A 23,765-nucleotide genomic window follows, 5' to 3' on the forward strand; every position below is an offset into this window, starting at 1 on the left:
AATTCCATCAACGCACGGTTATCCCCAGAACTTTTTATTTTTTAACATTTGTCAAGGCGAGACGCCGAACTTAAGCGCATTATCGTGACCGTTTAATGACAAAGATTGATTTTATTTAACGCATTGATTCCATTTATTATTTTCAAAAAGACGCGTTTCGCAGCAATTCAGGCGCAGGCCGCGTATTCTCTCGCTTACCCCGCGTTTTCTAACTCTAATGCACATGGTTATCCACAGGAATAGTGGATAACTGCCTCCAGCCCATACGGAGCGTGACTCGGCTAATTCCCGGTTTTTACCCACAGCGAGACGGTAAAAAATTTTTATGACCCAATGTTGGCGATCTTATGACAATAAAACGTTCACCCACCAGTGAGACATTGATCACATTTTAACCAAAATAGTACCTGCACCAGGTGAATCATACGGGGCACCGGCGCAGTGCATCCCCCTCTCCTCGCAGCGCTTATTTTTGCACCTAATCTGAAAAAAGGCGGTTTAAACGCTATTTTTTTGGCCAGTGGCAAGAGTCTTGCAGAGTATCAGGGGACACTGATGTCTGAAAAGGAGTAAGACCATGTTGAGCCTGCGTGCCGTTAATCAGTATTACGGGGATCGCCACACCCTGTGGAACGTTGACCTCGATCTGCCGCCCGGCGTCTGTACCGGGGTGGTCGGGCTGCCCGGAATGGGGAAAACCACCCTCGTAAACTGCATTGCCGGCCTGCTGCCTATCGCCAGCGGTACGATGGTCTGGCATGACGCCGGAGCCTCGCCTTGTGAGTGGCTTCCGGGAACCGAAATTGGGTTTGTCCCACAGGACAGGCGGATTTTTTCCCAGTTGACGGTAGAAGAGAACCTGCATATCGCGCGGATGGCAAAAGGGAGCGTGGGCGGGTCGGTGAGTAGCGAAATTTTTGAGTTCTTTCCGGAACTTTACCCGCTACGCCAGCAGCGGGCGTCAGGGCTGAACGACGACCAGCAGTACCAGCTGGCACTGGCGAACGCGCTGGTCACCCGCCCTCGCCTGCTGATCCTCGACGAGCCCAGCCGTGGCGCCAGCCCGCTGTTTAGCATCAGGCTGGCGCAGCTGCTGCTGAGGTTTAACCGCGAACTGGGGCTAACGGTGCTGCTGGCCGAGCAGCACCTGTCGCTGATCCGCCGGGTGGCGGAGCGCTTCTGCCTGCTATACCGCGGGCGAAACGTGGCCCAGGGCCGCGTCAGCGAGCTGGATGACCCACTTATTGCCCACTGGATGGGGCCGACGGCGCCAGTGCGCTGAGAGAGAGATAACGCCCAATATCCGCCGTGTCGGCCTGCTCGCCAAGCCAGGGGATTTCGCCCAGCAGCGGTGCAGGCAGTACGCGTTTCAGCGTTGCCATGTATTCGCCATGACGTTTGCCGGGTGCCATCACCCCGTTCGCCACCCAGCCCGCAACATGCAGCCCCGCCTGGCGGATCGCCTGGGCGGTCAGCATGGCGTGGTTGATGCAGCCCAGCTTCACCCCCACCACCAGGATCACCGGCAGGCGCTCGGCGATCGCCCAGTCGGCGAAGGTCTGCTCCGGGGAGAGCGGCGTAAACCAGCCGCCCGCCCCTTCCACCAGCACCCAGTCGGCCTGGCTTTCCAGCGCGCGTAGCCCGGCGGAAAGCACGCTAAACTCGATGGGACGCTGCTCATCGGCGCTGACAATATGCGGCGAGGTGGGTTCGGCGAAGGTGTAAGGGTTTACCGCCGGGTAGCTCAGCGCCACGCTGCTGTTGCGCTGTAGCGCCAGCGCATCGCTGTTACGCAGCCCTTCCGCGGTCATTTCGCTGCCAGAGGCCACGGGCTTATAGCCGGCGGTGTTGCGCCCCAGCGCCCGCGCCGCCTGTAGCAGGGCAGTGCTGGCGACGGTTTTTCCGACCTCGGTGTCGGTGCCGGTGACAAAATAGCGTTCAGTCACGTTCGATAATCCCATGAAAAAGTTGATAAGAGAGCGGGTATTTGCCATCACGCTGCGGCCAGGCCTGCGCCAGGTTCTGCAGCTGTCCCCGGGTTAAGAGCCGGGCGGCCCGTCCGGCGTGTAGATGGGTAGCGCCGATCCCCTTCAGGGAGTGCATGGCGCCAAGCGCATCGTCAAAGTGCAGCGTGATGGTCTGGACCGCACAGCGGTGCCGCCAGCCACTGAGAGCATTATTTACCTCTTCCCGGCTCAGAAAGCGGTTGGTGTGCGGCTGCGTATCTACCGCCTGCCAGGCCTGCTTCAGCTCCGGCAGGGAGCCGTTGAGCAGCGTGGTAAAGGCCACCCTGCCCCCGGGCTTCGCCACGCGCCAGAGCTCCGCCAGCGCCTGCGGCAGGCTGGCGCACCACTGCACCGCCAGATGGCTCCAGACCAGGCTGAACTGCGCATCCGCCAGCGGAATGGCTTCGATATCCGCCTGCAGGTAGTGGTCGGCCGCCCGGTTGCGGCGCGCTTCGTCCAGCATCAGGGCGCTGAGATCCATTGCCGTCACCACGCTGCCACTTCTGCGCCAGGCGAGGCTGTTGCTGCCCGGGCCACAGCCAGCGTCCAGCACGCTGGGGAAGGCGTTTTCTGCGAGCAGCGCCCGCAGCCCGTCGGCACTTTGCCGCTGGAGCGCGTCGTGACGGGAATAGCTCTGCGCCGCCCGGCCAAAGGCGGCGGCAATGGCCTGTTTATTCACTTGCGACATGCAGCGCCTCCAGTAACGCGGTGATGTCTGCCGCTTCATGGGCCGCCGTCAGGGTCAGGCGTAAGCGCGCCGTGCCTGCCGGTACGGTGGGCGGACGAATGGCCGTCACCCAGATCCCCTTCTCTCTGAGGGTCTGTGCCAGATGCAGGGCGCGCGCGTTTTCGCCCACAATCAGCGGCTGAATGGCGCTTTGCGACGCGGTGATCTCAAGCGGAAGGCCGCTCACGCCTGCGCGGAACTGGCTGATAAGCGCCGAGAGCCGCTGCCGCCGCGCATCGCCTTCATCGCTGCGAATAAGGTTAAAGGCTGCCAGTAGCGCCACCGCCTGGGCAGGCGGCATGCTGGTGCTGTAGATGAGATGCCGGGCAAACTGCAACAGATAGTCGGCCACCGGGTCGCTGCACAGTACCGCCGCGCCGCTGATACCCACGCCTTTGCCAAAGGTGACCACCAGCAGCTCGGGTTTGACGCCCAGATGGGCCGCACTGCCGCGCCCTTCTGGCCCGGTGACGCCAATGCCGTGGGCATCGTCCACCAGCAGCCAGCTGCCCTTACGCCGGGCCGCCGCATGGATATCGCCCAGCGGGGCGCTGTCGCCATCCATGCTGAAGATCCCCTCGGTCACCACCAGCTGCTGGCCCTCGCAGGGTTTATCCAGCAGCGAAGCGAGCTGAGCGGCATCGTTATGGGCGAAGCGTCTGAGCTGGGCCGGGCTGTGACTGGCCGCTTCCAGCAGGGAGGCGTGGCTTAAACGGTCGGCCACGATGCGATCGTCCTTGCCGGTCAGGGCTGCAATCAGCGCCTGATTGGCAGCAAAGCCGGAGATAAACAGCAGCGCCCGCGGGTAGCCGAGCCAGTCGGCAAGCTGCTCCTCCAGCGCCCGGTGCGCCGTGGTGTAGCCGCTGACGTGGCCGGAGCCACCGCTGCCCACGCCATATTGCTCCGCCCCCTGTTGCCAGGCGCGGATAAGGGCCGGATGCTGGCTCAGGCCGAGATAGTCGTTGCTGGAAAAATTAGAGTAGCGCCGCTGGTCGCAGGTGAGAAAACGGCCTGCGCCGTTTTCCACCGGGGTGCGCACGCGCAGGGCGTCTGCCGCCCTACGGTCATCGAGGGCGGCATCAATACGTTGCTGCCAGGTCATAGCGTCGCCGCGTTGTAGAACTGGTCGGTATCGGCGTTGAAAAGCTGCTGTTCCAGCTGGTGCTGCTGTTCGTTATCGCCGGTGAGAACCGCTGTCTGCTGCGGATTCAGCCCCAGCTTGCGGAACAGCTGGACATCTTTGTCCTCTTCTGGGTTCGGGGTGGTGAGCAGTTTGCAGCCGTAGAAGATAGAGTTGGCCCCGGCCATAAAGCACATCGCCTGGGTCTGCTCGTTCATCTGCTCGCGGCCCGCCGAGAGGCGCACATAGGAGGTTGGCATCATCACCCGCGCCACCGCAATGGTGCGGATGAAATCAAAGGCGTCAACGTCGTCGTTATCGGCCAGCGGGGTGCCCTTCACCTTCACCAGCATGTTGATCGGCACGCTTTCCGGCGGCGTGGGCAGGTTCGCCAACTGTAACAGCAGACCGGCGCGATCGGTGACCGTTTCGCCTAAGCCCACAATGCCGCCCGAGCAGACCTTAATGCCCGCCTCACGCACTTTATCCAGCGTGTCCAGACGCTCCTGGTAGGTACGGGTGGTGATGATGTTGCCGTAGAACTCCGGGGAGGTGTCGAGGTTGTGGTTGTAATAATCCAGCCCCGCCGAGGCCAGGCGCTGCGCCTGGCTGTCATCCAGCGTGCCGAGGGTCATGCAGGCCTCCAGCCCCATCGCCTTAACGCCCTGCACCATCTGTTCGAGGTAAGGCATGTCGCGCTCGTGCGGGTTTTTCCACGCCGCGCCCATGCAGAAGCGGGTCGACCCGGCGTTTTTCGCCTGACGCGCCGACTCCAGCACCTGCTCCACCTCCATCAGCCGCTCGGATTCGAGGCCGGTTTTGTAGCGCGCACTTTGCGGGCAGTATTTACAGTCCTCCGGGCAGGCGCCGGTCTTGATCGACAGCAACGTACTGACCTGAATCTGCTGCGGATCGAAGTGCTGACGGTGAATCTGCTGCGCTTCAAACAGCAGTTCAAGAAGGGGTTTTTCAAATAATGCAGTGACTTGCGACATTGTCCAGCGAGTCTGGTGAGCCATGGGGCATCTCCAAAGGGGTTTAGTTCAGTGTGGTTTCGGTTTATGCTTGTAAACCTAAATGTTTTCAAAATGGTTTACAAGTCGATTATGACAACGGACGATCTCGCCTTCGATCGGCAACATATCTGGCATCCTTACACCTCCATGACCCAGCCCCTGCCGGTGTATCCGGTGACGGAAGCCCACGGCTGCGAGCTGACGCTGGCCAGCGGCGAGCAGCTGGTAGACGGCATGTCCTCCTGGTGGGCGGCCATTCACGGCTACAATCACCCCCGGCTGAACGCCGCGATGAAAGCGCAGATTGACCGCATGTCGCACGTGATGTTCGGCGGGATCACCCATCCTCCCGCGGTAGATCTCTGCCGTCGGCTGGTGGCGATGACCCCCGACGCGCTGGAGTGCGTATTCCTGGCCGACTCCGGCTCGGTGGCGGTGGAGGTGGCGATGAAAATGGCCCTGCAGTACTGGCACGCCAAAGGCGAATCCCGCCAGCGGTTCCTCACCTTCCGCAACGGCTATCATGGCGACACCTTCGGGGCGATGTCGGCCTGCGATCCCGACAACTCGATGCACAGCCTGTGGAAGGGCTACCTGCCGGAAAACCTCTTTGCCCCGGCGCCGCAGAGCCGCTTTGACGGCGAGTGGGACGAGAAGGATATGGTCGGCTTTGCCCGCCTGATGGCGGCCCATCGCCACGAGATTGCCGCGGTGATCCTTGAGCCCATCGTGCAGGGTGCGGGCGGCATGCGCATCTACCATCCGGAATGGCTGAAGCGCATCCGCAGGATGTGCGACCGGGAAGGTATCCTGCTCATTGCCGACGAGATTGCCACCGGCTTCGGGCGCACCGGCAAACTGTTTGCCTGCGAGCATGCGGGGATTACGCCGGACATTCTCTGCCTCGGCAAAGCCCTGACCGGCGGCACCATGACCCTCTCCGCCACCCTCACCACCCGCCTGGTGGCCGAGACCATCAGCAACGGCGAGGCGGGCTGCTTTATGCACGGCCCGACCTTTATGGGTAACCCGCTGGCCTGCGCCGTCGCCAGTGAGAGCCTGGCCCTGCTGGAGAGCGGCGAGTGGCAGACCCAGGTGGCCGCCATCGAAGCCCAGCTGAAAGATGAGCTGGCGGCAGCGCGGGAGGCAGAATGTGTCGCCGACGTGCGGGTACTGGGGGCCATCGGCGTCGTCGAAACGACCCATCCGGTGAATATGGCAGCCCTGCAACGCTTCTTTGTGGCGCGCGGCGTCTGGGTGCGGCCGTTCGGCAAGCTAATCTATCTGATGCCGCCGTATCCGATCAGCCGTGACCAGCTCAGCAAGCTGACCGCCGCGGTGGTGGATGCCGTACAGGAACCTGCGCACTTTGCGATCTAGTTTATGCGTTACACTTCTGGCTGAGCTTATTACGGAGGAACAGTATGAAACTCATCAGTAAGGATCTGCGCGACGGCGATAAACTGCCGCTGCGCCACGTGTTTAACGGTATGGGTTACGAGGGAGATAACATCTCTCCGCATCTGGCGTGGGACGAGGTGCCGCCGGGCACCAAAAGTTTTGTCGTCACCTGCTACGATCCCGATGCGCCTACCGGCTCCGGCTGGTGGCACTGGATTGTCGCCAATATCCCGGCCGATATCCGCGTACTGCCGCAGGGGTCAGGCTCGTCGCTGGTAGCGCTGCCGGAGGGTGCCATAGAGACCCGCACCGATTTTGGTAAAGCGGGATATGGCGGCGCAGCGCCGCCTAAGGGCGAAACCCATCGCTATATCTTTACGGTGCATGCCCTGGATGTGGAGAGGATTGAGGTGGATGAAGAGGCGAGCGGCGCGATGGTGGGCTTTAACGTCCATTTTCATACCCTGGGGAGTGCCTCCATTACGGCGATGTATTCGTAAAAAAACAGGCCTGGAAAATGCACAAAACCGTAGGCCCGTGCAAGCGCAGCGCCGCCGGGCATTTGCCGGGTGGCGGCTTCGCCTTACCCGGCCTACGTTGGCATTTGTAGGCCCGGTAAGCGAAGCGCCACCGGGCATGTTTTACAGGAAGGCCGGTAACATCCCCGCCAGACTCCCTTTCTTCAGTAGATCCATCGCTGCATCAATATCCGGGGCGAAGAAGCGGTCATCATCATAGTGCGCCACCTGCTCCCGCAGGATATGACGCGCCTGCTCCAGCAGCGGGCTGGAGGTGAGGCCATCACGCAAATCGCAGCCCTGCGCTGCCGCCAGCCACTCGACCGCCAGCACGCCACGGGTATTGCCCGCCATCTCCCACAAACGACGACCTGCCGCCGGAGCCATTGAGACATGGTCTTCCTGGTTGGCAGAGGTGGGCAGGCTGTCCACGCTGTGTGGGTGCGACAGCGCTTTGTTCTCGCTCGCCAGCGCCGCGGCGGTGACCTGAGCAATCATAAAGCCGGAGTTCACCCCGCCGTTGCGCACCAGGAACGGCGGCAGCTGGGACATATGTTTATCCATCATCAGCGCGATTCGGCGTTCAGAGAGCGCGCCGATCTCGGCAATCGCCAGGGCCAGATTATCCGCCGCCATCGCCACCGGTTCGGCGTGGAAGTTGCCGCCGGAGACCACCTCACTTTCCGCCGCGAAGACCAGCGGGTTGTCAGAGACGGCATTGGATTCCACCAGCAGCACCTCTGCCGCCTGGCGCAACTGGGTCAGGCAGGCGCCCATCACCTGCGGCTGACAGCGCAGGGAGTAGGGATCCTGCACCTTGTCACAGTTATGATGCGACTCGGCAATGGCGCTGGTGTCGGTCAGAACGTGGCGGAACAGCGCCGCGGCGTCGATCTGCCCGCGCTGGCCGCGCACCCCGTGGATACGGGCATCAAATGGACGACGGGAGCCGAGCACCGCTTCGGTGGTCAGCGCCCCGCAGACCACCGCCGAGGCAAAGAGATCTTCGGCTTCAAACAGGCCGCGCAGGGCAAAGGCGGTGGAGGCCTGGGTGCCGTTCAGCAGGGCCAGCCCCTCTTTTGCCGCCAGCGTCACCGGGGCCAGCCCCGCTTTTTGCAGGGCGGTGGCGGCCGGGAGCCATTCGCCACGGTAGCGGGCTTTGCCTTCGCCGAGCAGGGTCAGAGACATATGCGCCAGCGGCGCCAGATCGCCAGATGCCCCCACCGAGCCTTTGGCCGGGATCCACGGGTAGACGCCCGCATTGACCATGGCAATCAGCGCTTCAATCACGCTCAGGCGGATGCCGGAGAAACCGCGCGCCAGGCTGTTGATCTTCAGCACCATCATCAGGCGCACCATGTCATCATCCAGCGGGTCGCCCACGCCCGCCGCGTGGGACAGCACCAGCGAACGTTGCAGATTTTCCAGATCGTGGGTGGCGATGCGCGTCTGCGCCAGCAGGCCAAACCCGGTGTTGATGCCGTAGGCGGTGCGCCCTTCGGCGACAATGGCTTCCACGCAGGCGACGCTGTCGTTAATCGCCTTATGAGCCGCCTCATCGAGCGTGAGCTGGAGCGGCTGCTGCCAGATCTGGCGCAGCTGGGCCAGGGTCAGGGAGCCGGGCGTCAGGGTTAAGGCGTTCATTAGTGCTTTCCTTGTGTGGCCGCGATCATCGGCAGGTTGAGTCCCTGCTCTTTCGCGCAGTCGATGGCAATGTCATACCCGGCATCGGCATGGCGCATAACACCTGTCGCCGGATCGTTGTGCAGGACGCGGGCAATACGGGCCGCGGCTTCATCGGTGCCGTCGCAGACGATCACCATCCCGGCATGCTGGGAGAAGCCCATGCCCACCCCGCCGCCGTGGTGCAGCGAAACCCAGGTGGCGCCGCTGGCGGTGTTGAGCAGCGCGTTAAGCAGCGGCCAGTCGGAGACCGCGTCGGAGCCGTCCTGCATCGCTTCAGTTTCGCGATTCGGGCTGGCTACCGAGCCGGAGTCGAGGTGATCGCGACCAATGACGATGGGCGCTGAGACTTCACCGCTGCGCACCATTTCGTTGAAGGCCAGGCCCAGCTTCTGGCGCCACTCCAGCCCGACCCAGCAGATCCGCGCCGGCAGTCCCTGGAAGTTGATGCGCTCGCGAGCCATGTCCAGCCAGTGATGGAGGTGCTCATCATCGGCGACAATCTCTTTCACTTTGGCGTCGGTTTTGTAGATGTCTTCCGGGTCGCCGGAGAGGGCTACCCAGCGGAACGGGCCGATCCCGCGGCAGAACAGCGGACGGATATAGGCCGGGACAAAGCCAGGGAAGTCAAAGGCGTTGGCCAAGCCCATCTCTTTCGCCATCTGGCGGATGTTATTGCCGTAGTCGAAGGTCGGTACGCCCTGCTGGCTGAAGGCCAGCATCGCGTTAACGTGGTCAGCCATGGAACGCTTCGCCGCCAGTACGGTGCCTTCTGGATCCTGCTGCGCTTTCTGCTGGTACTCTTCCCAGCTCCAGCCTTTTGGCAGGTAGCCGTGCAGCGGATCGTGGGCGCTGGTCTGGTCGGTGACCAGGTCCGGGCGCACGCCGCGCGCCACCAGTTCCGGTACGATGTCGGCGGCGTTGCCGCACAGGGCAATGGAGACGGCCCGTCCCTCGGCGGTATATTTCTGGATGCGCGCCAGGGCGTCGTCAAGCGTTTCGGCCTGCTCATCGACGTAGCGGGTCCGCAGACGGAAATCGATGCGGCTCTGCTGGCACTCAATATTCAGGGAGCAAGCCCCCGCCAGCGTTGCCGCCAGCGGCTGTGCGCCGCCCATGCCGCCTAAGCCCGCGGTGAGCACCCAGCGGCCTTTCAGGGAGCCGTTATAGTGTTGGCGGCCTGCTTCAACAAAGGTCTCGTAAGTGCCCTGGACGATGCCCTGGCTGCCAATGTAGATCCAGCTGCCGGCGGTCATTTGGCCATACATCGCCAGCCCTTTCGCATCCAGTTCGTTGAAGTGTTCCCAAGTGGCCCAGTGCGGCACCAGATTGGAGTTGGCGATCAGCACGCGCGGGGCGTTTTTGTGGGTTTTGAACACCCCGACCGGTTTGCCGGACTGCACCAGCAGGGTTTCGTCGCTTTCCAGTTCGGTAAGCGCGGCGACAATGGCGTCATAACACGCCCAGTTGCGCGCGGCGCGGCCAATCCCGCCATAGACCACCAGCTCGTGAGGGTTCTCCGCCACGTCGGGATCGAGGTTATTCATTAACATGCGCAGCGGGGCTTCGGTGAGCCAGCTTTTGGCAGTCAGCAGGGTGCCACGTGGGGCGCGGATCTCTTGCTGGCGAAACTTACCTGACGACATTGTGTGCTCCTCATTGGGGACAGAATATACAGTAAGATATACTTGTATAGACAAGTGCACACAAGAGCGGTTTTAACAATTACGATACATTTTTGTTATATTGCATCAGCAATCACGCTTTTGGCTTATGACATGAAATGGCCCTGCAGCCGGTAGCGGTTGCCGGGGAACAGCAGCCGGGCATGGGAGACGATGTGGGAGGCTGACCAGGTGCGGCGGTGGATCAGCAGGCAGGGATCGTGCTCTTTGATGCGCAGCAGCTCGCACTCTTTCGGCGTGGCCCGCACCGCCTCGACGATATGCTCCCCTTCCGTCAGCGGCGCAACCCGCGACAGATAAGCATGGGGCGTGGTGGTGGTGTAGTCCTGCTGGAGGTAGTCCGGCACCAGCGCGGCATTGACGCAGCGATCCTCTATCTGCACCGGGACGTCGTTTTCATAGTGCAGCATCAGGGAGTGAAAGATGCGCGATCCCTCTTTGACATTCAATGCCACCGCCTGGGCGGCGCTGGCCTGCGTCTCTTCGAGGAACTGCACTTCACAACGATGCTGATGGTTGCGGGAGGCGATCTCATCGGCAATGCTGCGGATCTCAAACAGCGCCGACTGCCCTTTTGGCTCGGCGACAAAGGTGCCGACTCCCTGCAAACGCACCAGCAGCCCCTCATCGGTCAGCTCACGCAGCGCGCGGTTGATGGTCATCCGGCTAAAGCCGAACTGGGCCACCAGCTCCGCCTCGGACGGGATGCGATCGTGGGGACGCCAGACGCCGGTGGCGATCTGATGGCTGATCGCCTGCTTGACCTTTTCATAGAAAGGGGCTGGCGCACTGGCCTGCTGCTGCGGGGCGCGAGAGAACATAGCAATTCCTTAAGCCGTCATAAAAAATCGAGTATATACAAGCTTTATGCCCACCAGTGAGCGATTTGCCACGCCAGCCGTGCGGCGAGCTTCGCCCCCTGGCCGTCGCGATCGAAGCCGGGACTGAACTCAACCAGATCGGCCGCCTGCAGTTTGCCGCTGCGACAGATCTGCTCGATGACCGGGAGCAGATCCCGGGCGGGAACCCCCAGCGCGGCGGGGGCCGACACGGCGGGCATCTCCCCGGCAGGCATCACGTCGAGATCGATAGTCAGGTAGACACGGTCTGCCTGTTCAAGAAGCGTTGTGAGCGCGTCCAGCGCCTGCTGCCGGAAATCGAGATCCTCCACCAGCGTAACGTTCAGGCGCGCAGCCTCATCCCACAGCGCCTGGGTATTGGCCGCCCGGCTGACACCCAGACAGGCATAGTGAAACTCACGCTGCTGCGCGGCGCAGTACCGGGCCAGCTGGCGGAACGGCGTGCCGGAGGTCGCCTGACTGGCGTTTCGCAGATCGAGATGGGCATCGAGGTTGACGATCGCTACCCGCTCACCGGGAAAGGCATCCAGCACACCGCGACCATGGGCCCAGGCGGTTTCATGTCCGCCACCAAAAACCAGGGTGCGCATGCCCGCCTGCTGGCAGGCGGTGACCGTCTCGCTCAGCGCCTGCTGGGCCGCCTCCAGCGCATTGCCCTCTACACCAATGTTGCCCATATCCATCAGCCGATCGTGCCCCTGGTGGCTCGCCATGTTCGCCAGCGCACGGCGTAACACATCCGGCGCCTGTGCGGCACCGGGGCGGCCCTGATTGCGTCTGATCCCTTCGTCACAGGCGAAGCCAATCAGGGCGATACCGTCACCGGTCGGCGTTGGCGTGTCGCTAAGTTGCACGGTTTGAAACAGGCGCAGCGCGTTGCTGGCCTCGCTGCTGTCGTCACGGCCTTGCCAGACGTCCGGTGAAACCGGCTGCCACAGGCTCATACTGTTTTTCCTCTGAATACGCGCTGATAAAGCGGGTTACGCCCCGGCTCATAGACCATCTCCACCGGGTTTTTCGCATCCCAGATGGCCAGATCGGCGACAAACCCGGCCTTCAGCTGGCCGTGGGTCTCACCACGACCCAGCGCCTGCGCGGCATGCCGGGTGACACCTGCCCACGCCTCTTCCGGGGTTAAGCCAAACTGGACGCAGGCCATGTTCATCGCCAGATGCAGGCTGGCGAACGGACTGGTGCCCGGGTTGTAGTCGGTGGCGACCGCCATCGGTATCCCCCGCTGGCGTAACAGCGCAACCGGCGGGCGCTGTCGCTCCTGTAAAAAGTAAAATGCGCCGGGGAGTAAGACCGCCACGGTGCCGCTCTGCGCCATCGCGTCGACACCAGCCTCGTCAAGATATTCAATATGATCGGCGGAGAGCCCATGATAACGACTCACCAGTGCAGTGCCGCCGAGACTGGAGAGCTGCTCAACGTGGCCTTTAATGGGGATGCCCAGCGTCTGCGCCGCCTTGAACACTCGCTCGCTCTGTTCAGGCGTAAACCCGACATTTTCGCAGAAGACATCAACAGCTTCGAAGAGCCCTTTTTCCCACAGTGCAGGCAGCATATGCTGGCAAACATGGTCGATGTAGGCATCCGGATCGTGGCGATACGCCTTCGGCACGGCGTGCGCCGCCAGCAGCGTCGGGCTGATCTCCACCGGGTTGGTCTGCGCAAGACGCCGGGCCACGCGCAGCATCTTCTCTTCGGATTCGTCATCCAGGCCGTAACCTGATTTAATCTCAAGGGTGGTGACGCCCTCGCGCATTAAGCGCTGCAAGCGCTGCTGCGCGAGCTGTTCGAGCTGCTCAGGCGTGCTCTCCCGGGTGGCAGTGACCGTGGCGTTAATGCCGCCGCCCTGGGCGCTGATGGTCTGATAAGAGACCCCGTTGAGTCGCTGCTCCCATTCGGCGGCACGATCGCCGCCAAACACCAGATGCGTGTGGCAGTCGATCAGGCCCGGCGTCACCAGCCGCCCCTGTAAATCAATGGTATTGGGCAGATCCTCCGGCAGGTCATATTCCGGCACGATGGCCAGGATGGTCTCACCGCGCACAATCAATGCCCGGTTTTCCAGCAGGCCATAGGGGGTGTCGTGGTCGGGATCCAGCGTCGCGAGGCGCAGGTTACGCCAGATCAGATCGTCAGGATGAAGTTGCAGCATCGGGCTTCCACTTGTCATGGGTTGTATAGACATTTATTTTCATTCCTGTCGCCCTGTCAATCGCCTTTACCGAGATTGTTATTTATTTGTGACAACTTCCCCGCTAACCGCGGGAAGAAAAAGCAACTTTTTGCCTTTTATTCTTCCCGTTTCGCTCAACTTAGTATAAAAAAGCAGGCTATTTCAGTTGTCCCCCTATTGATATGTTTTGCAGGAGCTTCCCTTGAACATTTCCAGGATTTCTCGTCTGGCGCTGGCACTCGCATTTGGCGTGACGTTATCGGCGTGCAGCTCTACCCCGCCGGATCAACTGCCATCAGAGCAGGCTGCGCCGGGCACGGCTTCCCGTCCGATCCTCTCCGCTGACGAAGCGAAAAACTTCCAGCAGGCTCGCTACTTTACGGCCATGGATCCGAACGCGGCGCCGTGGAGTCCTTATGCCATCCGCCTGCCTGAGCAGCCGAACTTTGTGGTTGGCCCGGCGGGAACCCAGGGCGTGACGCACACCACCATCCAGGCGGCAGTCGATGCTGCCATCGCTAAGCACAGCAGCTCCCGTCAGTACATCGCCATTTTACCGGGCGAATACGAAGGTACCGTCTATGTGCCTGCTGCGCCGGGGAGCGTGACGCTCTACGGTACGGGTGAAAAACCAATTGATGTCAAAATTGGTCTGGCGATCGACTCCGAGATCGACACCGCAACCTGGCGTCGTCTGGTTAACCCGGGCGGTAAATACATGCCGGGCAAACCGGCCTGGTATATGTTCGACCGTTGCCAGAGCAAGCACAGCGCCACGGTTGGCCTGATGTGTTCCGCGGTCTTCTGGTCGCAGAACAACGGCCTGCAGCTGCAGAACCTGACGATTGAAAACAATCTGGGTGACAGCGTAGATGCCGGTAACCACCAGGCGGTGGCCCTGCGCAGCGATGGCGATCGGGTCCAAATCGACAAGGTGAACATTCTGGGTCGCCAGAACACCTTCTTCGTCACTAACAGCGGCGTTGACAATACCCTGAAAAACAACCGTATCACCCGTACGCTGGTGACCAACAGCTACATTGAAGGGGATGTGGATATGGTTTCTGGTCGCGGTGCCGTGGTGTTTGATAACACCGATTTCCGCGTCATGAACACCCGTACCCAGCAGGAAGGCTACGTCTTCGCCCCTGCGACGCAGTCCAATCTGTTCTACGGCTTCCTGGCAGTGAACAGCCGCTTTACCGCGATGGGCGACGGCGTGGCGCAGCTTGGCCGCTCCCTGGATGTCGATTCCGCCACTAACGGTCAGGTGGTGATCCGCGACAGCGTGATCAACGAAGGCTTTAATATGGCTAAACCGTGGGGCAACGCCGCCATCTCTCAGCGTCCGTATGCGGGTAATACCGGTGCGGTGGATGAGAAAGGCAACGTGCAGCGTAACCTCAACGACGCTAACTTCAACCGCATGTGGGAATACAACAACCGCGGCGTGGGAAGTAAAGTGATCGCAGAGCCGAAGCAGTAAACGTTTAGCAAAAAGGGGGAGCAACTCCCCCTTAATGCTGCGGCTGAAAACGTCAGGCACCAGTTTTAAGATACGCATCCAGCAGTTGCAGGAACAGAATTATCCATCCCATCATGCTCATACGCCACTCCTTGGGTCAGGAGCACTTCCACTGACTTACCTTTCCGCTGCCTGTCGCCAGTGGGCGTTGGTTTATGTTGATGTGCTCCGCAGTTAAGGCACTGACGGCACCACCCGCCAGCCAGGACTTAAAAGTGATCCCAGATTGCGGACTGCCACACATCCACACCAACAGTTCTGATTATAAGCAGACGAGACTGGATATTTAAACAGTCTTTCATCAAATAGGAATTTATAAAGGAGCGAGACTAAAAACCATATTATTCAAATCATTAAATAAATATCACTACAAGTCACTCTTTCAGGGTTAAGCAACTGACGTTGTGCAAAGGGTCAGCACGACGCTAATATAAGGCGGTTGGTTTATGTTGATGTGCTCACCCGGCTACCACCGGGCATAAAAAAACCTCGCATTCGCGAGGTTTTTTTGTTTCATCCGTCTTAGTGCGCGTTCACCACCACCCACATTGGCCCCTGGCCGACGGCGTAACGTCCCTTCTCTTCCAGCAGCCCCTGCTCGCCCTGAATCTCATACAGCGCGATATGGTGCGATTTTTGCCCCGCCGCAATCAGGAATTTACCGCTGTGATCGACGTTGAAGCCGCGCGGCTGCGTTTCGGTTGGCTGGAAGCCTTCGATAGCCAACACGCTACCATCTTCCGAAACACTAAACACGGTGATCAGGCTGGAGGTACGGTCGCAGGTATAGAGGTGACGGCCATCAGGCGTGATATGGATATCTGCCCCCCAGCGGGTATCGGTGAAATCAGCCGGCATCATGTCCAGGGTTTGCACACACTCAATCTTACCGTGCGGATCGCGCAGGGCCCAGACGTCTACCGAGCAGTTCAGCTCATTCACCACATAGGCGTACTGCTGATTCGGATGGAAGGCCATATGACGCGGACCGGCCCCTTCAACGGTAGTCACTTCCGCCGGGTTCTGCGCGGTCAGCTTGCCGTCATCGCCCAGCGTAAAGAGGCAGATACGATCCTGCTTCAGTGCCGGTACCCACAGGGTGCGGTTATCCGGGGAGATGTTCGCCGAGTGGCACCCTTCCAGCCCTTCAATCACCTCAACGGTTTCACCAGGAATACCGTCATCCAGACGGGTTACGCTGACGCAGCCAGCATTGTAGGAGCCGCTAAAAATGAAGCGTCCCTGCAGATCGGTGGAGATATGCGTCGGGCTGCCCGGCAGCGCGGCTTCGGCCGTGTATGTCAGAGCGCCATCGTCAGGCGAGATACGGTACGCGAGCACGCGGAACTCTGGGCGAACACCCACATACAGGAAACGTTTATCCGGGCTGATCACCATCGGCTGAACCTGGCCGGGAACATCGACAACCTGAACAAGGGTGAGCGAACCTTCGGGATTCAGACGCCAGGCATGGATCTGCTGGCTTTCAGGACTGGCGGTATAAACGGTTTGTTTCATGAATGCTCCTTTCCTCACTGCGCGTAAAAGTAATGTACCAGGATAGTCGTTTTTAACGGTGAATGCTGAATTTTAACCAGGAATTTTGCAGCGTTAGTTGCACGGTGTACCATCTGCGCATCCCCTCCTTTCAACATTAACCCGGAATATCAAATGACCTCGCGTGTGATTGCACTGGATTTAGACGGTACGCTGTTAACGCCGCAAAAAACCCTGCTCCCCTCTTCGCTTGAAGCACTGAAGCGTGCCCAGGAGGTAGGATATCAACTCCTCATCGTTACGGGTCGGCATCACGTTGCTATTCATCCTTTTTATCAGGCACTGGCGTTAGATACACCTGCAATTTGTTGTAATGGAACCTATTTGTATGATTATCAAGCAAAAAAGGTTCTGCAAGCCGATCCTTTACCGGTTCCGCAGGCGCTGCAGCTGATCGATCTGCTCGATGAACATGCCATTCACGGCCTGATGTATGTTGACGACGCGATGATGTACGAGCGTCCTACCGGCCACGTGATTCGCACCAGCAACTGGGCACAGGCGCTGCCGGAAGCGCAGCGCCCGGTGTTTACGCAGGTACCGTCCCTCGCCCAGGCCGCACGTGAGGTCAACGCGATCTGGAAATTTGCCCTGACCGGTGAGGACACAGGCAAACTTAACGACTTTGCCTCACAGGTCGAGCAGACGCTGGGGCTGGAGTGCGAATGGTCATGGCACGATCAGGTGGACATCGCCCGTAAAGGCAACAGCAAGGGGAAACGCCTGGCGGAGTATGTGGAATCCATCGGCGGCTCCATGAAGGACGTCATTGCCTTTGGCGATAATTACAATGACATCAGCATGCTGGAAGCGGCTGGCACCGGAGTGGCGATGGGGAATGCGGACGACGCCGTCAAAGCGCGCGCGAATGTGGTGATCGGCGATAACACCACCAACAGCATCGCCGAATTTATCTATACCCGTCTGCTGTGATCAGGTGGTGATGGAGACGCTCTTGATCTGCGCGTAAAGCCAGAGGCCAGGTTTGATCCCCAGTTCATCTCTGGCCCACGGGCTGATGCGGGCCCACAGCGTGCGGCTGCCAATCTCCAGCTGCACCTCCACCTGGCCGTTGTCGTCGTAACACTGGGCGACTTTGGCGCGCAGAATATTACGGATGCTGCTCTGTAGCGGCGGCTGGAGTACCAGCGAGACATCGGACGCCTGAATGCGAATGCGCAGGTTGGTTTGCAGCGGCTTATCCAGCTTGTTGACCCAGACGTGCTGATCGCCAATCGCCAGGGCGGTCATCGCATAGTGCGGATGGTGTTCCAGCACGCTCACCTTCAGAATGCTGCTCTGCTGCTCCTGCGGCAGCCAGGGATGCATTACGCTGCTCCCCCACACCTCTTCCAGATTACCGAACGCTTTCACGCTGCCATTTTCCAGTACCAGCACCTTATCGGCCAGATGCAGGATCTCATCCAGCGAATGGCTCACATAGAGCATCGGGATGTTGATTTCGCGGGCCAGGCGCTGCAGATAAGGCAGCAGCTCGCGCTTGCGCGGGATATCGAGGGAGGCCAGGGGTTCGTCCAGCAGCAGCAGTTCCGGGGCGGTGAGCAGCGCCCGGCCTATCGCCACGCGTTGCTTTTCCCCGCCCGACAGCGACGACGGGAGCCGGTCAAGCAGGTGCTCAATGCCCAGCAAAGCCACCAGCTTATCGAACTGCCCGGCCATGCTTTTCGCCATGCCGTAACGCAGGTTGCCCAGCACTTTGTAATGGGGAAACAGCCTGGCATCCTGGAAGACATAACCAATCCGGCGCTTTTCTGGCGCGAGAAAAATACGCTTTTCGACATCGTTCAGCACCCGATCGTTGAGTACGATCCGCCCCGTCTGAGGTCGCGTTAGCCCGCTTATCGCGTTGATTAGCGACGTTTTGCCCGCGCCGGAGACGCCAAAAATGGCGGTAATGCCGCTGGCAGGCAGGGTTTCGTTGAGAGTCAGGCAGTGATCGCCCAGCGTCTGGGTAAAATTGAGTTCCAGCATGATTATTTCCCCATCCGTTCACGGCTGATGCGCGCCAGCCACTCCGACACCAGCAGCGACACCAGCGCCAGCACAATGGAGATCAGGCACAACCGTGCCGCAGCCCCCTCGCCACCCGGGGTCTGGATCAGGGTATACATGGCCGACGGGATAGTGCGTGTTTCGCCCGGAATGTTGGAAACAAAAGTGATGGTGGCGCCAAACTCCCCCAGCGAGCGGGCAAACGCCAGCACCGTGCCGACAATAATGCCCGGCAGCGTCAGGGGAAGCGTAATGGTGAAAAAGACGCGCCAGCGCCCGGCACCGAGGGTTCGGGCCGCCTGTTCAAGTTTAAGGTCGACCCCTTCAAGCGCCAGGCGGATCGCCCGCACCATCAGCGGGAATGACATCACCGCCGCCGCCAGCACGGCGCCGCGCCAGCTGAAGGCAAAGCTGATGCCAAACCACTCATACAGGCGTTCGCCGATAAAACCGCGCCGCCCCATGGCAATCAGCAGCAGATATCCCACCACCACCGGCGGCAGCACCAGAGGCAGGTGCAAAATACTGTCGAGGAGCGCTTTGCCCGGAAACTGACAGCGAACCAGTAACCAGGCGAAAAAGACCCCAAAGGGCAAACTCAATGCAACCGCGAGGGAAGAGACTTTCAGGCTCAGCAGCACGGCCTGCCATTCGGGATCGGTCAATATCATTCGTGCGTCGTAAATCCGTAACGTTTAAAGATGGCAGACGCCTGCGGCCCCTTCAGATAATCGTAAAAGGCGCTGACGGTTGCGTTTTTATGTCCATCAATGATGGCCACAGGATATTCCACTTTCTTATGCGAGTCTTCAGGGAACGTACCCACCACTTTCACCCCTTTTTCAGCAACCGCATCGGAACCGTAGACGATCCCAAGCGGCGCTTCATTGCGCGCCACCAGCGCCAGCGCGCCACGCACATCTTCCGCAGGTGCCAGTTGAGGTGCCAGCGTCTCCCAGGCACCCAGTTTTTGCAGCGCCTCTTTGACGTAAATGCCTGCTGGAACGTGTTCCGGATCGCCCACCGCCAGACGCCCCCCTTTCAGCAGGCTGGTCCAGTTTGTCTCCTTGTTGATACCCACCTCGCCCAGAGTGCTGGCTTTAGGCGCCACCACAACCAGGCTGTTGCCGAGCAGGGTGACACGGCTCGCTGCATCAACCGCTTTTTTATCGACGGCGTAATCCATCCACTTTTGATCGGCCGAGATAAAGAGATCGGCAGGCGCACCTGCTTCAATCTGTCGCGCCAGGGTGGACGAAGAGGCAAATGACGACACCACGTCGACGTTTTTCTCTTTTTTATACACCGCGGCAATATCCTGCATTGCGTTCGTCAGTGATGCAGCGGCAAAGACGGTGATCTTGCCTTCGTCTGCCAGCGCCTGGCTGGCCAGCGTGAGTGTCAGCGTCACGCCGGTAACAAATCCTGACCATGTACGTTTCATTTAAAGCTCCTGCAAAGACCGTTATATAAATAAAAATATAACGATAACCGTCAGGTTTGCCCAGCGTTAAATCGTACCGATCGGGGAGTAGATCAATTTTGTACTGAAAATAATATCGGCGAGGAAGGGGGAAACTTGAGAGCAAAACGCCCGGCGGAACCGGGCGTTTTAACAGAAATTAAGGCTGTTTTTTCGGCTGTTTTCTGTGGCCGACATTGGAAAAGATGTTGAACACCTCACCCAGGCCGTAGATGGCACCGAGGATGATAGCCATCACCACTGGTACCATGATCACGGCGAATACCAGACTTTTCAGCAACTCTAACATGGCTTTCTCCAGACATTGTGAATTGCCTTATTCTAACCGGAAAAGCGAGAATTACATCCCCTTTTGTGCGGTACAGTTTGCGCCGGTAACGAATTACGTCACAATAACCCTTTTGCCAGGACATTGTTATGCAGGCCGAAATTCTCCTCACCCTACGTCTTTCGCAAAAACTGTTCGCCGATCCCCGCCGCATTGCCCTGCTCAAGCAAATTGAGCAAACCGGCTCCATCAGCCAGGGGGCAAAAAACGCCGGAATTAGCTATAAAAGCGCGTGGGATGCCATCAACGAGATGAATACCCTGAGCGAACAGACCCTGGTCGATCGTGCCACCGGCGGCAAAGGCGGCGGCGGTGCTATCCTGACGCGCTACGGGCAGCGGCTGATCCAGCTCTATGACCTGCTGGCGCAGATTCAGCAAAAGGCCTTCGATGTCTTAAGCGATGACGACGCCCTGCCGCTGGACAGCCTGCTCGGCGCCATCTCGCGTTTCTCTTTGCAAACCAGCGCCCGTAACCAGTGGTTTGGCACGGTCACCGCCCGCGATGATGACCAGGTGCAGCAGCATGTCGATATTTTGCTCGCCGACGGCACCACCCGCCTGAAAGTCGCCATTACGGCCCAGAGCGGCAAGCGGCTGGGTCTGGATGAGGGCAAAGAGGTGCTGGTGCTGCTGAAAGCGCCCTGGGTCAACATCACGCTAGAGAGTGAGGCGGCAAAACAGGCGGATAACCAGCTACAGGGAGTTATCAACCATATCGACCGTGGCGACGAGCAGTGTGAAGTGCTGATGACCCTGCCCGACGGTCAGACGCTCTGCGCCACCGTACCTGCGGCCCAGAGCCAAGATTTAGAAGAAGGTGCTGAGGCGACCGCATATTTTAATGCTGACCGGGTGATTATCGCCACGTTGTGCTAAGCGCATTGACATGTGTGCTGACAGTAGGTTATCCCTGATGCTTATTGCTGCAGAAAATGGGATAAATCATGTCATCATTGCAAATTTCGCAAGGCACGTTTCGTCTTAGCGACACGCGCACGCTCACCCTCGCTGATTTTACGTTGAATGGTGGTGAAAGCTGGGCTTTCGTGGGCAGTAACGGCAGCGGCAAATCTGCCATCGCCCGCGCCCTGGCTGGCGAGCTGACGCTGCTGAAGGGCGAACGCCAGAGCAGTTTCACCCGCGTGACCCGCCTCTCCTTCGAGCAACTGCAGAAACTGGTCAGCGACGAGTGGCAGCGTAACAACACCGATATGCTCAGCCCCGATGAAGATGATACTGGCCGAACGGCCGCCGAAATCATTCAGGACGAAATTAAAGATGAGGCCCGCTGCCGCCAGCTGGCGGAACAGTTCGGCATCGCTCACCTGCTGGACCGACGTTTTAAATACCTCTCTACCGGCGAAACCCGCAAAACATTGCTGTGCCAGGCTCTGATGGCCGACCCCGACCTGCTGATCCTGGATGAACCTTTTGACGGCCTCGACGTGCAATCCCGCGGCCAGCTGGCGGATCTGCTGGCCTCGCTTAATCAGCAGGGCTATACCCTGGTGCTGGTGCTGAACCGTTTTGACGAGATCCCCGATTTTGTGCAAAACGCTGGGGTGCTGGCCGACTGCACCCTGACGGCGGTGGGCGAAAAAGCGACCCTGCTTAACCAGGCCCTGATTGCCCAGCTTGCACACAGCGAAAAACTGAACGGGGTCACCCTGCCCGAACCGGATGCGCCGTCTGCGCGCCACGGTTTGCCGGAGGGCGAGGCGCGGATTGTGCTGAATAACGGCGTGGTCTCCTATAACGATCGCCCGATCCTCAACCAGTTAAGCTGGACGGTAAATGCCGGCGAGCACTGGCAGATTGTCGGCCCTAACGGCGCCGGTAAATCGACCCTGCTTAGCCTGATTACCGGCGATCACCCCCAGGGTTACAGCAACGATCTCACCCTCTTTGGCCGCCGTCGCGGCAGCGGCGAAACCATCTGGGATATCAAAAAACATATCGGCTACGTCAGCAGCAGCCTGCACCTCGATTACCGCGTCAGCACCACGGTACGCAACGTCATCCTGTCCGGTTATTTCGACTCCATCGGGATTTATCAGGCGGTGTCTGACCGGCAGCACAAGCTGGCGCAGCAGTGGCTGGATATTCTGGGGCTGGATATTCTGGGGATGGATAACCGGGTTGCAGATGCGCCCTTCAGCAGCCTCTCCTGGGGACAGCAGCGACTGGCGCTGATTGTGCGTGCGCTGGTGAAACACCCGACGCTGCTGATCCTCGACGAGCCGCTGCAGGGGCTTGATCCCCTGAACCGCCAGCTCATTCGCCGCTTTGTAGATGTTCTGATTAGCGAAGGTGAAACGCAGCTGCTGTTTGTCTCCCACCACGCCGAAGATGCCCCCGCCTGCATCACCCACCGCCTGGAATTTGTCGCCGACGGCGACGGCTACCGCTACCAGGTTGGCCGCATCTGACATCCTGACGGGGGCCACGCCCCCGCTCTTTTTCGGACAACCTGCAACATCCCACCCCGAGCGCTTTGATCTACAATCCTTTTTTAGCCGGAGAGCAGCTGCGTTTTGTGCAGTGTAAACGATTCCACTATTTTATCCCATGTCACACTTTCCTGCTCTCTGTTATGCTAGGATTATCTCATACCATAAGCCTAATGGAGCGAAATATGCGAGTTCTGGTAACAGGTGGTAGCGGTTACATAGGAAGTCATACCTGTGTGCAACTGCTGCAAAATGGCCATGACGTCATCATCCTTGATAACCTGTGCAACAGTAAACGCAGCGTGCTGCCGGTTATGGAGCGCCTGGCCGGTAAGCAGCCTGCTTTTGTCGAAGGCGATATTCGTAACGAAGCGCTGATGACTGAGATCCTCCACGATCACGCCATTGATACGGTGATCCACTTTGCTGGACTGAAAGCGGTGGGTGAGTCCGTGGCGAAGCCGCTGGAATATTACGACAACAACGTCAACGGCACGCTGCGTCTGGTCTCTGCCATGCGCGCGGCGGGCGTCAAAAACCTGATCTTCAGTTCTTCCGCCACCGTCTACGGCGACCAGCCGCAAATCCCTTATGTTGAAAGCTTCCCGACCGGTACGCCGCAAAGTCCGTACGGCAAGAGCAAGCTGATGGTGGAACAGATCCTGACCGACCTGCAAAAAGCACAGCCGGAGTGGAGCATTGCCCTGCTGCGTTATTTCAACCCGGTGGGCGCACACCCATCCGGCGACATGGGTGAAGATCCGCAGGGTATTCCTAACAACCTGATGCCTTATATCGCCCAGGTTGCGGTAGGCCGTCGTGACTCGCTGGCGGTCTTCGGCAACGACTACCCAACTCCGGACGGCACCGGCGTTCGCGACTACATTCACGTGATGGATCTCGCCGACGGCCACGTCGCCGCCATGCAACAGCTGGCCGATAAACCGGGCGTTCACATTTACAACCTCGGAGCAGGCGTCGGCAGCAGCGTGCTGGATGTGGTGAATGCCTTCAGCGCCGCCTGCGGCAAACCGGTGAGCTACCACTTTGCCCCTCGTCGCGAGGGCGATCTGCCCGCCTACTGGGCCGATGCATCGAAGGCGGATAAAGAGCTTAACTGGCGTGTCTCCCGCACGCTTGACGAAATGGCACAGGATACCTGGCGCTGGCAGTCTCGCCACCCCCAGGGTTATCCGGACTAAGGAC

At 59.7% G+C, this 23,765-nt stretch carries 22 protein-coding genes; 8 read left to right on the plus strand and 14 right to left on the minus strand.

Going from position 1 to position 23,765, the window contains the following annotated elements; translation table 11 throughout:
• The first annotated feature begins 577 nt into the window (after positions 1–577).
• Positions 578–1,282, plus strand: a complete 705-nt coding sequence (locus DVA43_RS11055) for an ABC transporter ATP-binding protein (RefSeq protein WP_103823525.1) — start codon at positions 578–580, stop codon at positions 1,280–1,282.
• Here the strand turns inward: DVA43_RS11055 and bioD are convergent.
• Genes bioD through bioB form a run of 4 tightly spaced genes read right to left on the minus strand, consistent with a single transcriptional unit; the run spans position 1,242 to position 4,872 of the window.
• The gene (gene bioD, locus DVA43_RS11060) at positions 1,242–1,946 is read right to left on the minus strand and encodes a dethiobiotin synthase (RefSeq protein WP_168194657.1); all 705 of its coding nucleotides are present in this window, start codon (positions 1,944–1,946) and stop codon (positions 1,242–1,244) included. The two genes, DVA43_RS11055 and bioD, sit on opposite strands and share 41 nt — an antisense overlap.
• Entirely contained in the window at positions 1,939–2,694 is a 756-nt protein-coding gene (gene bioC, locus DVA43_RS11065; protein WP_114315576.1) for a malonyl-ACP O-methyltransferase BioC, read from the minus strand. Before bioC ends, bioD begins: the two co-directional genes overlap by 8 nt.
• A complete protein-coding gene (gene bioF / locus DVA43_RS11070; RefSeq protein ID WP_114315577.1) occupies positions 2,678–3,835 on the minus strand; it encodes an 8-amino-7-oxononanoate synthase in 1,158 nt (385 codons plus the stop codon). The genes bioC and bioF overlap by 17 nt, the downstream gene beginning before the upstream one ends.
• Positions 3,832–4,872: a biotin synthase BioB gene (gene bioB / locus DVA43_RS11075; RefSeq protein ID WP_103823529.1), complete on the minus strand. Its 1,041-nt coding sequence runs from the start codon at positions 4,870–4,872 to the stop codon at positions 3,832–3,834. The genes bioF and bioB overlap by 4 nt, the downstream gene beginning before the upstream one ends.
• Positions 4,873–4,941: 69 nt before the next feature.
• Between bioB and bioA the strand changes: the two genes are divergently transcribed.
• Together bioA and DVA43_RS11085 are read left to right on the plus strand one after the other, a co-directional pair.
• Positions 4,942–6,249, plus strand: coding sequence for an adenosylmethionine--8-amino-7-oxononanoate transaminase (gene bioA / locus DVA43_RS11080; protein ID WP_114317127.1), 1,308 nt, complete (start codon positions 4,942–4,944; stop codon positions 6,247–6,249).
• Between the two features lie 44 nt (positions 6,250–6,293).
• Positions 6,294–6,770, plus strand: a complete 477-nt coding sequence (locus DVA43_RS11085; protein ID WP_114315578.1) for a kinase inhibitor — start codon at positions 6,294–6,296, stop codon at positions 6,768–6,770.
• 141 nt (positions 6,771–6,911) lie between these two features.
• Here the strand turns inward: DVA43_RS11085 and hutH are convergent, their stop codons facing one another.
• From hutH to hutI, 5 genes are all read right to left on the minus strand, one after another.
• Positions 6,912–8,432, minus strand: a complete 1,521-nt coding sequence (gene hutH, locus DVA43_RS11090; RefSeq protein ID WP_114315579.1) for a histidine ammonia-lyase — start codon at positions 8,430–8,432, stop codon at positions 6,912–6,914.
• Positions 8,432–10,117, minus strand: coding sequence for a urocanate hydratase (gene hutU / locus DVA43_RS11095; RefSeq protein ID WP_114315580.1), 1,686 nt, complete (start codon positions 10,115–10,117; stop codon positions 8,432–8,434). Before hutU ends, hutH begins: the two co-directional genes overlap by 1 nt.
• 125 nt (positions 10,118–10,242) lie before the next feature.
• Entirely contained in the window at positions 10,243–10,977 is a 735-nt protein-coding gene (locus tag DVA43_RS11100; RefSeq protein ID WP_103178753.1) for a histidine utilization repressor, read from the minus strand.
• A 44-nt stretch (positions 10,978–11,021) separates the two neighbouring features.
• Positions 11,022–11,960, minus strand: coding sequence for a formimidoylglutamase (gene hutG, locus DVA43_RS11105; RefSeq protein ID WP_114315581.1), 939 nt, complete (start codon positions 11,958–11,960; stop codon positions 11,022–11,024).
• Positions 11,957–13,180: an imidazolonepropionase gene (gene hutI, locus DVA43_RS11110; protein ID WP_114315582.1), complete on the minus strand. Its 1,224-nt coding sequence runs from the start codon at positions 13,178–13,180 to the stop codon at positions 11,957–11,959. Before hutI ends, hutG begins: the two co-directional genes overlap by 4 nt.
• A 223-nt stretch (positions 13,181–13,403) precedes the next feature.
• On the opposite strand from hutI, the gene DVA43_RS11115 reads away from it, so the two are divergent.
• Complete coding sequence (locus tag DVA43_RS11115; RefSeq protein ID WP_114315583.1) at positions 13,404–14,687, plus strand: putative acyl-CoA thioester hydrolase; 1,284 nt, start codon at positions 13,404–13,406, stop codon at positions 14,685–14,687.
• A gap of 561 nt (positions 14,688–15,248) precedes the next feature.
• On the opposite strand, the gene pgl is transcribed toward DVA43_RS11115, so the two are convergent.
• Positions 15,249–16,244, minus strand: a complete 996-nt coding sequence (gene pgl, locus DVA43_RS11125) for a 6-phosphogluconolactonase (protein WP_114315585.1) — start codon at positions 16,242–16,244, stop codon at positions 15,249–15,251.
• A 153-nt stretch (positions 16,245–16,397) separates the two neighbouring features.
• Between pgl and DVA43_RS11130 the strand changes: the two genes are divergently transcribed.
• Positions 16,398–17,216 carry a pyridoxal phosphatase gene (locus DVA43_RS11130; protein WP_114315586.1) on the plus strand — a complete coding sequence of 273 codons (819 nt, stop codon included), beginning with the start codon at positions 16,398–16,400 and terminating at the stop codon, positions 17,214–17,216.
• Here DVA43_RS11130 and modC read toward each other — a convergent pair whose 3' ends face one another.
• The 4 genes from modC to DVA43_RS11150 all read right to left on the minus strand — a co-directional run bounded on the left by modC (position 17,217) and on the right by DVA43_RS11150 (position 20,068).
• On the minus strand, positions 17,217–18,275 hold the full coding sequence (modC, locus tag DVA43_RS11135) for a molybdenum ABC transporter ATP-binding protein ModC (protein WP_103823539.1): 1,059 nt from the start codon (positions 18,273–18,275) through the stop codon (positions 17,217–17,219).
• Between the two features lie 2 nt (positions 18,276–18,277).
• On the minus strand, positions 18,278–18,967 hold the full coding sequence (gene modB, locus DVA43_RS11140; RefSeq protein WP_114315587.1) for a molybdate ABC transporter permease subunit: 690 nt from the start codon (positions 18,965–18,967) through the stop codon (positions 18,278–18,280).
• On the minus strand, positions 18,964–19,740 hold the full coding sequence (gene modA / locus DVA43_RS11145; RefSeq protein ID WP_114315588.1) for a molybdate ABC transporter substrate-binding protein: 777 nt from the start codon (positions 19,738–19,740) through the stop codon (positions 18,964–18,966). Before modA ends, modB begins: the two co-directional genes overlap by 4 nt.
• A gap of 178 nt (positions 19,741–19,918) precedes the next feature.
• Positions 19,919–20,068 carry an AcrZ family multidrug efflux pump-associated protein gene (locus tag DVA43_RS11150; RefSeq protein WP_114315589.1) on the minus strand — a complete coding sequence of 50 codons (150 nt, stop codon included), beginning with the start codon at positions 20,066–20,068 and terminating at the stop codon, positions 19,919–19,921.
• Positions 20,069–20,196: 128 nt separating this feature from the next.
• On the opposite strand from DVA43_RS11150, the gene modE reads away from it, so the two are divergent.
• The 3 genes from modE (at position 20,197) to galE (ending at position 23,761) form a co-directional block, all read left to right on the plus strand.
• Positions 20,197–20,985: a molybdenum-dependent transcriptional regulator gene (modE, locus tag DVA43_RS11155; protein ID WP_114315590.1), complete on the plus strand. Its 789-nt coding sequence runs from the start codon at positions 20,197–20,199 to the stop codon at positions 20,983–20,985.
• 68 nt (positions 20,986–21,053) lie between these two features.
• A complete protein-coding gene (modF, locus tag DVA43_RS11160) occupies positions 21,054–22,538 on the plus strand; it encodes a molybdate ABC transporter ATP-binding protein ModF (protein ID WP_114315591.1) in 1,485 nt (494 codons plus the stop codon).
• A 206-nt stretch (positions 22,539–22,744) separates the two neighbouring features.
• The gene (gene galE, locus DVA43_RS11165) at positions 22,745–23,761 is read left to right on the plus strand and encodes a UDP-glucose 4-epimerase GalE (protein WP_103823544.1); all 1,017 of its coding nucleotides are present in this window, start codon (positions 22,745–22,747) and stop codon (positions 23,759–23,761) included.
• The last annotated feature ends 4 nt before the right edge of the window (positions 23,762–23,765 follow it).

It is taken from the genome of Leclercia sp. W6, assembly GCF_003336345.1.
In the GTDB taxonomy this organism is placed as follows: domain Bacteria; phylum Pseudomonadota; class Gammaproteobacteria; order Enterobacterales; family Enterobacteriaceae; genus Enterobacter.

Excerpts from the sequence above, each read along its gene's own strand:
- bioA (WP_114317127.1), top strand. The coding sequence starts at position 4,942 with ATGGTTTACAAGTCGATTATGACAACGGACGATCTCGCCTTCGATCGG.
- hutU (WP_114315580.1), bottom strand. The coding sequence starts at position 10,117 with ATGTCGTCAGGTAAGTTTCGCCAGCAAGAGATCCGCGCCCCACGTGGC.
- bioC (WP_114315576.1), bottom strand. The coding sequence starts at position 2,694 with ATGTCGCAAGTGAATAAACAGGCCATTGCCGCCGCCTTTGGCCGGGCG.
- modA (WP_114315588.1), bottom strand. The coding sequence starts at position 19,740 with ATGAAACGTACATGGTCAGGATTTGTTACCGGCGTGACGCTGACACTC.
- DVA43_RS11100 (WP_103178753.1), bottom strand. The coding sequence starts at position 10,977 with ATGTTCTCTCGCGCCCCGCAGCAGCAGGCCAGTGCGCCAGCCCCTTTC.
- pgl (WP_114315585.1), bottom strand. The coding sequence starts at position 16,244 with ATGAAACAAACCGTTTATACCGCCAGTCCTGAAAGCCAGCAGATCCAT.
- galE (WP_103823544.1), top strand. The coding sequence starts at position 22,745 with ATGCGAGTTCTGGTAACAGGTGGTAGCGGTTACATAGGAAGTCATACC.
- DVA43_RS11130 (WP_114315586.1), top strand. The coding sequence starts at position 16,398 with ATGACCTCGCGTGTGATTGCACTGGATTTAGACGGTACGCTGTTAACG.
- modB (WP_114315587.1), bottom strand. The coding sequence starts at position 18,967 with ATGATATTGACCGATCCCGAATGGCAGGCCGTGCTGCTGAGCCTGAAA.
- hutH (WP_114315579.1), bottom strand. The coding sequence starts at position 8,432 with ATGAACGCCTTAACCCTGACGCCCGGCTCCCTGACCCTGGCCCAGCTG.
- DVA43_RS11150 (WP_114315589.1), bottom strand. The coding sequence starts at position 20,068 with ATGTTAGAGTTGCTGAAAAGTCTGGTATTCGCCGTGATCATGGTACCA.
- hutG (WP_114315581.1), bottom strand. The coding sequence starts at position 11,960 with ATGAGCCTGTGGCAGCCGGTTTCACCGGACGTCTGGCAAGGCCGTGAC.
- bioB (WP_103823529.1), bottom strand. The coding sequence starts at position 4,872 with ATGGCTCACCAGACTCGCTGGACAATGTCGCAAGTCACTGCATTATTT.
- bioF (WP_114315577.1), bottom strand. The coding sequence starts at position 3,835 with ATGACCTGGCAGCAACGTATTGATGCCGCCCTCGATGACCGTAGGGCG.
- DVA43_RS11085 (WP_114315578.1), top strand. The coding sequence starts at position 6,294 with ATGAAACTCATCAGTAAGGATCTGCGCGACGGCGATAAACTGCCGCTG.
- modF (WP_114315591.1), top strand. The coding sequence starts at position 21,054 with ATGTCATCATTGCAAATTTCGCAAGGCACGTTTCGTCTTAGCGACACG.
- DVA43_RS11055 (WP_103823525.1), top strand. The coding sequence starts at position 578 with ATGTTGAGCCTGCGTGCCGTTAATCAGTATTACGGGGATCGCCACACC.
- modC (WP_103823539.1), bottom strand. The coding sequence starts at position 18,275 with ATGCTGGAACTCAATTTTACCCAGACGCTGGGCGATCACTGCCTGACT.
- hutI (WP_114315582.1), bottom strand. The coding sequence starts at position 13,180 with ATGCTGCAACTTCATCCTGACGATCTGATCTGGCGTAACCTGCGCCTC.
- modE (WP_114315590.1), top strand. The coding sequence starts at position 20,197 with ATGCAGGCCGAAATTCTCCTCACCCTACGTCTTTCGCAAAAACTGTTC.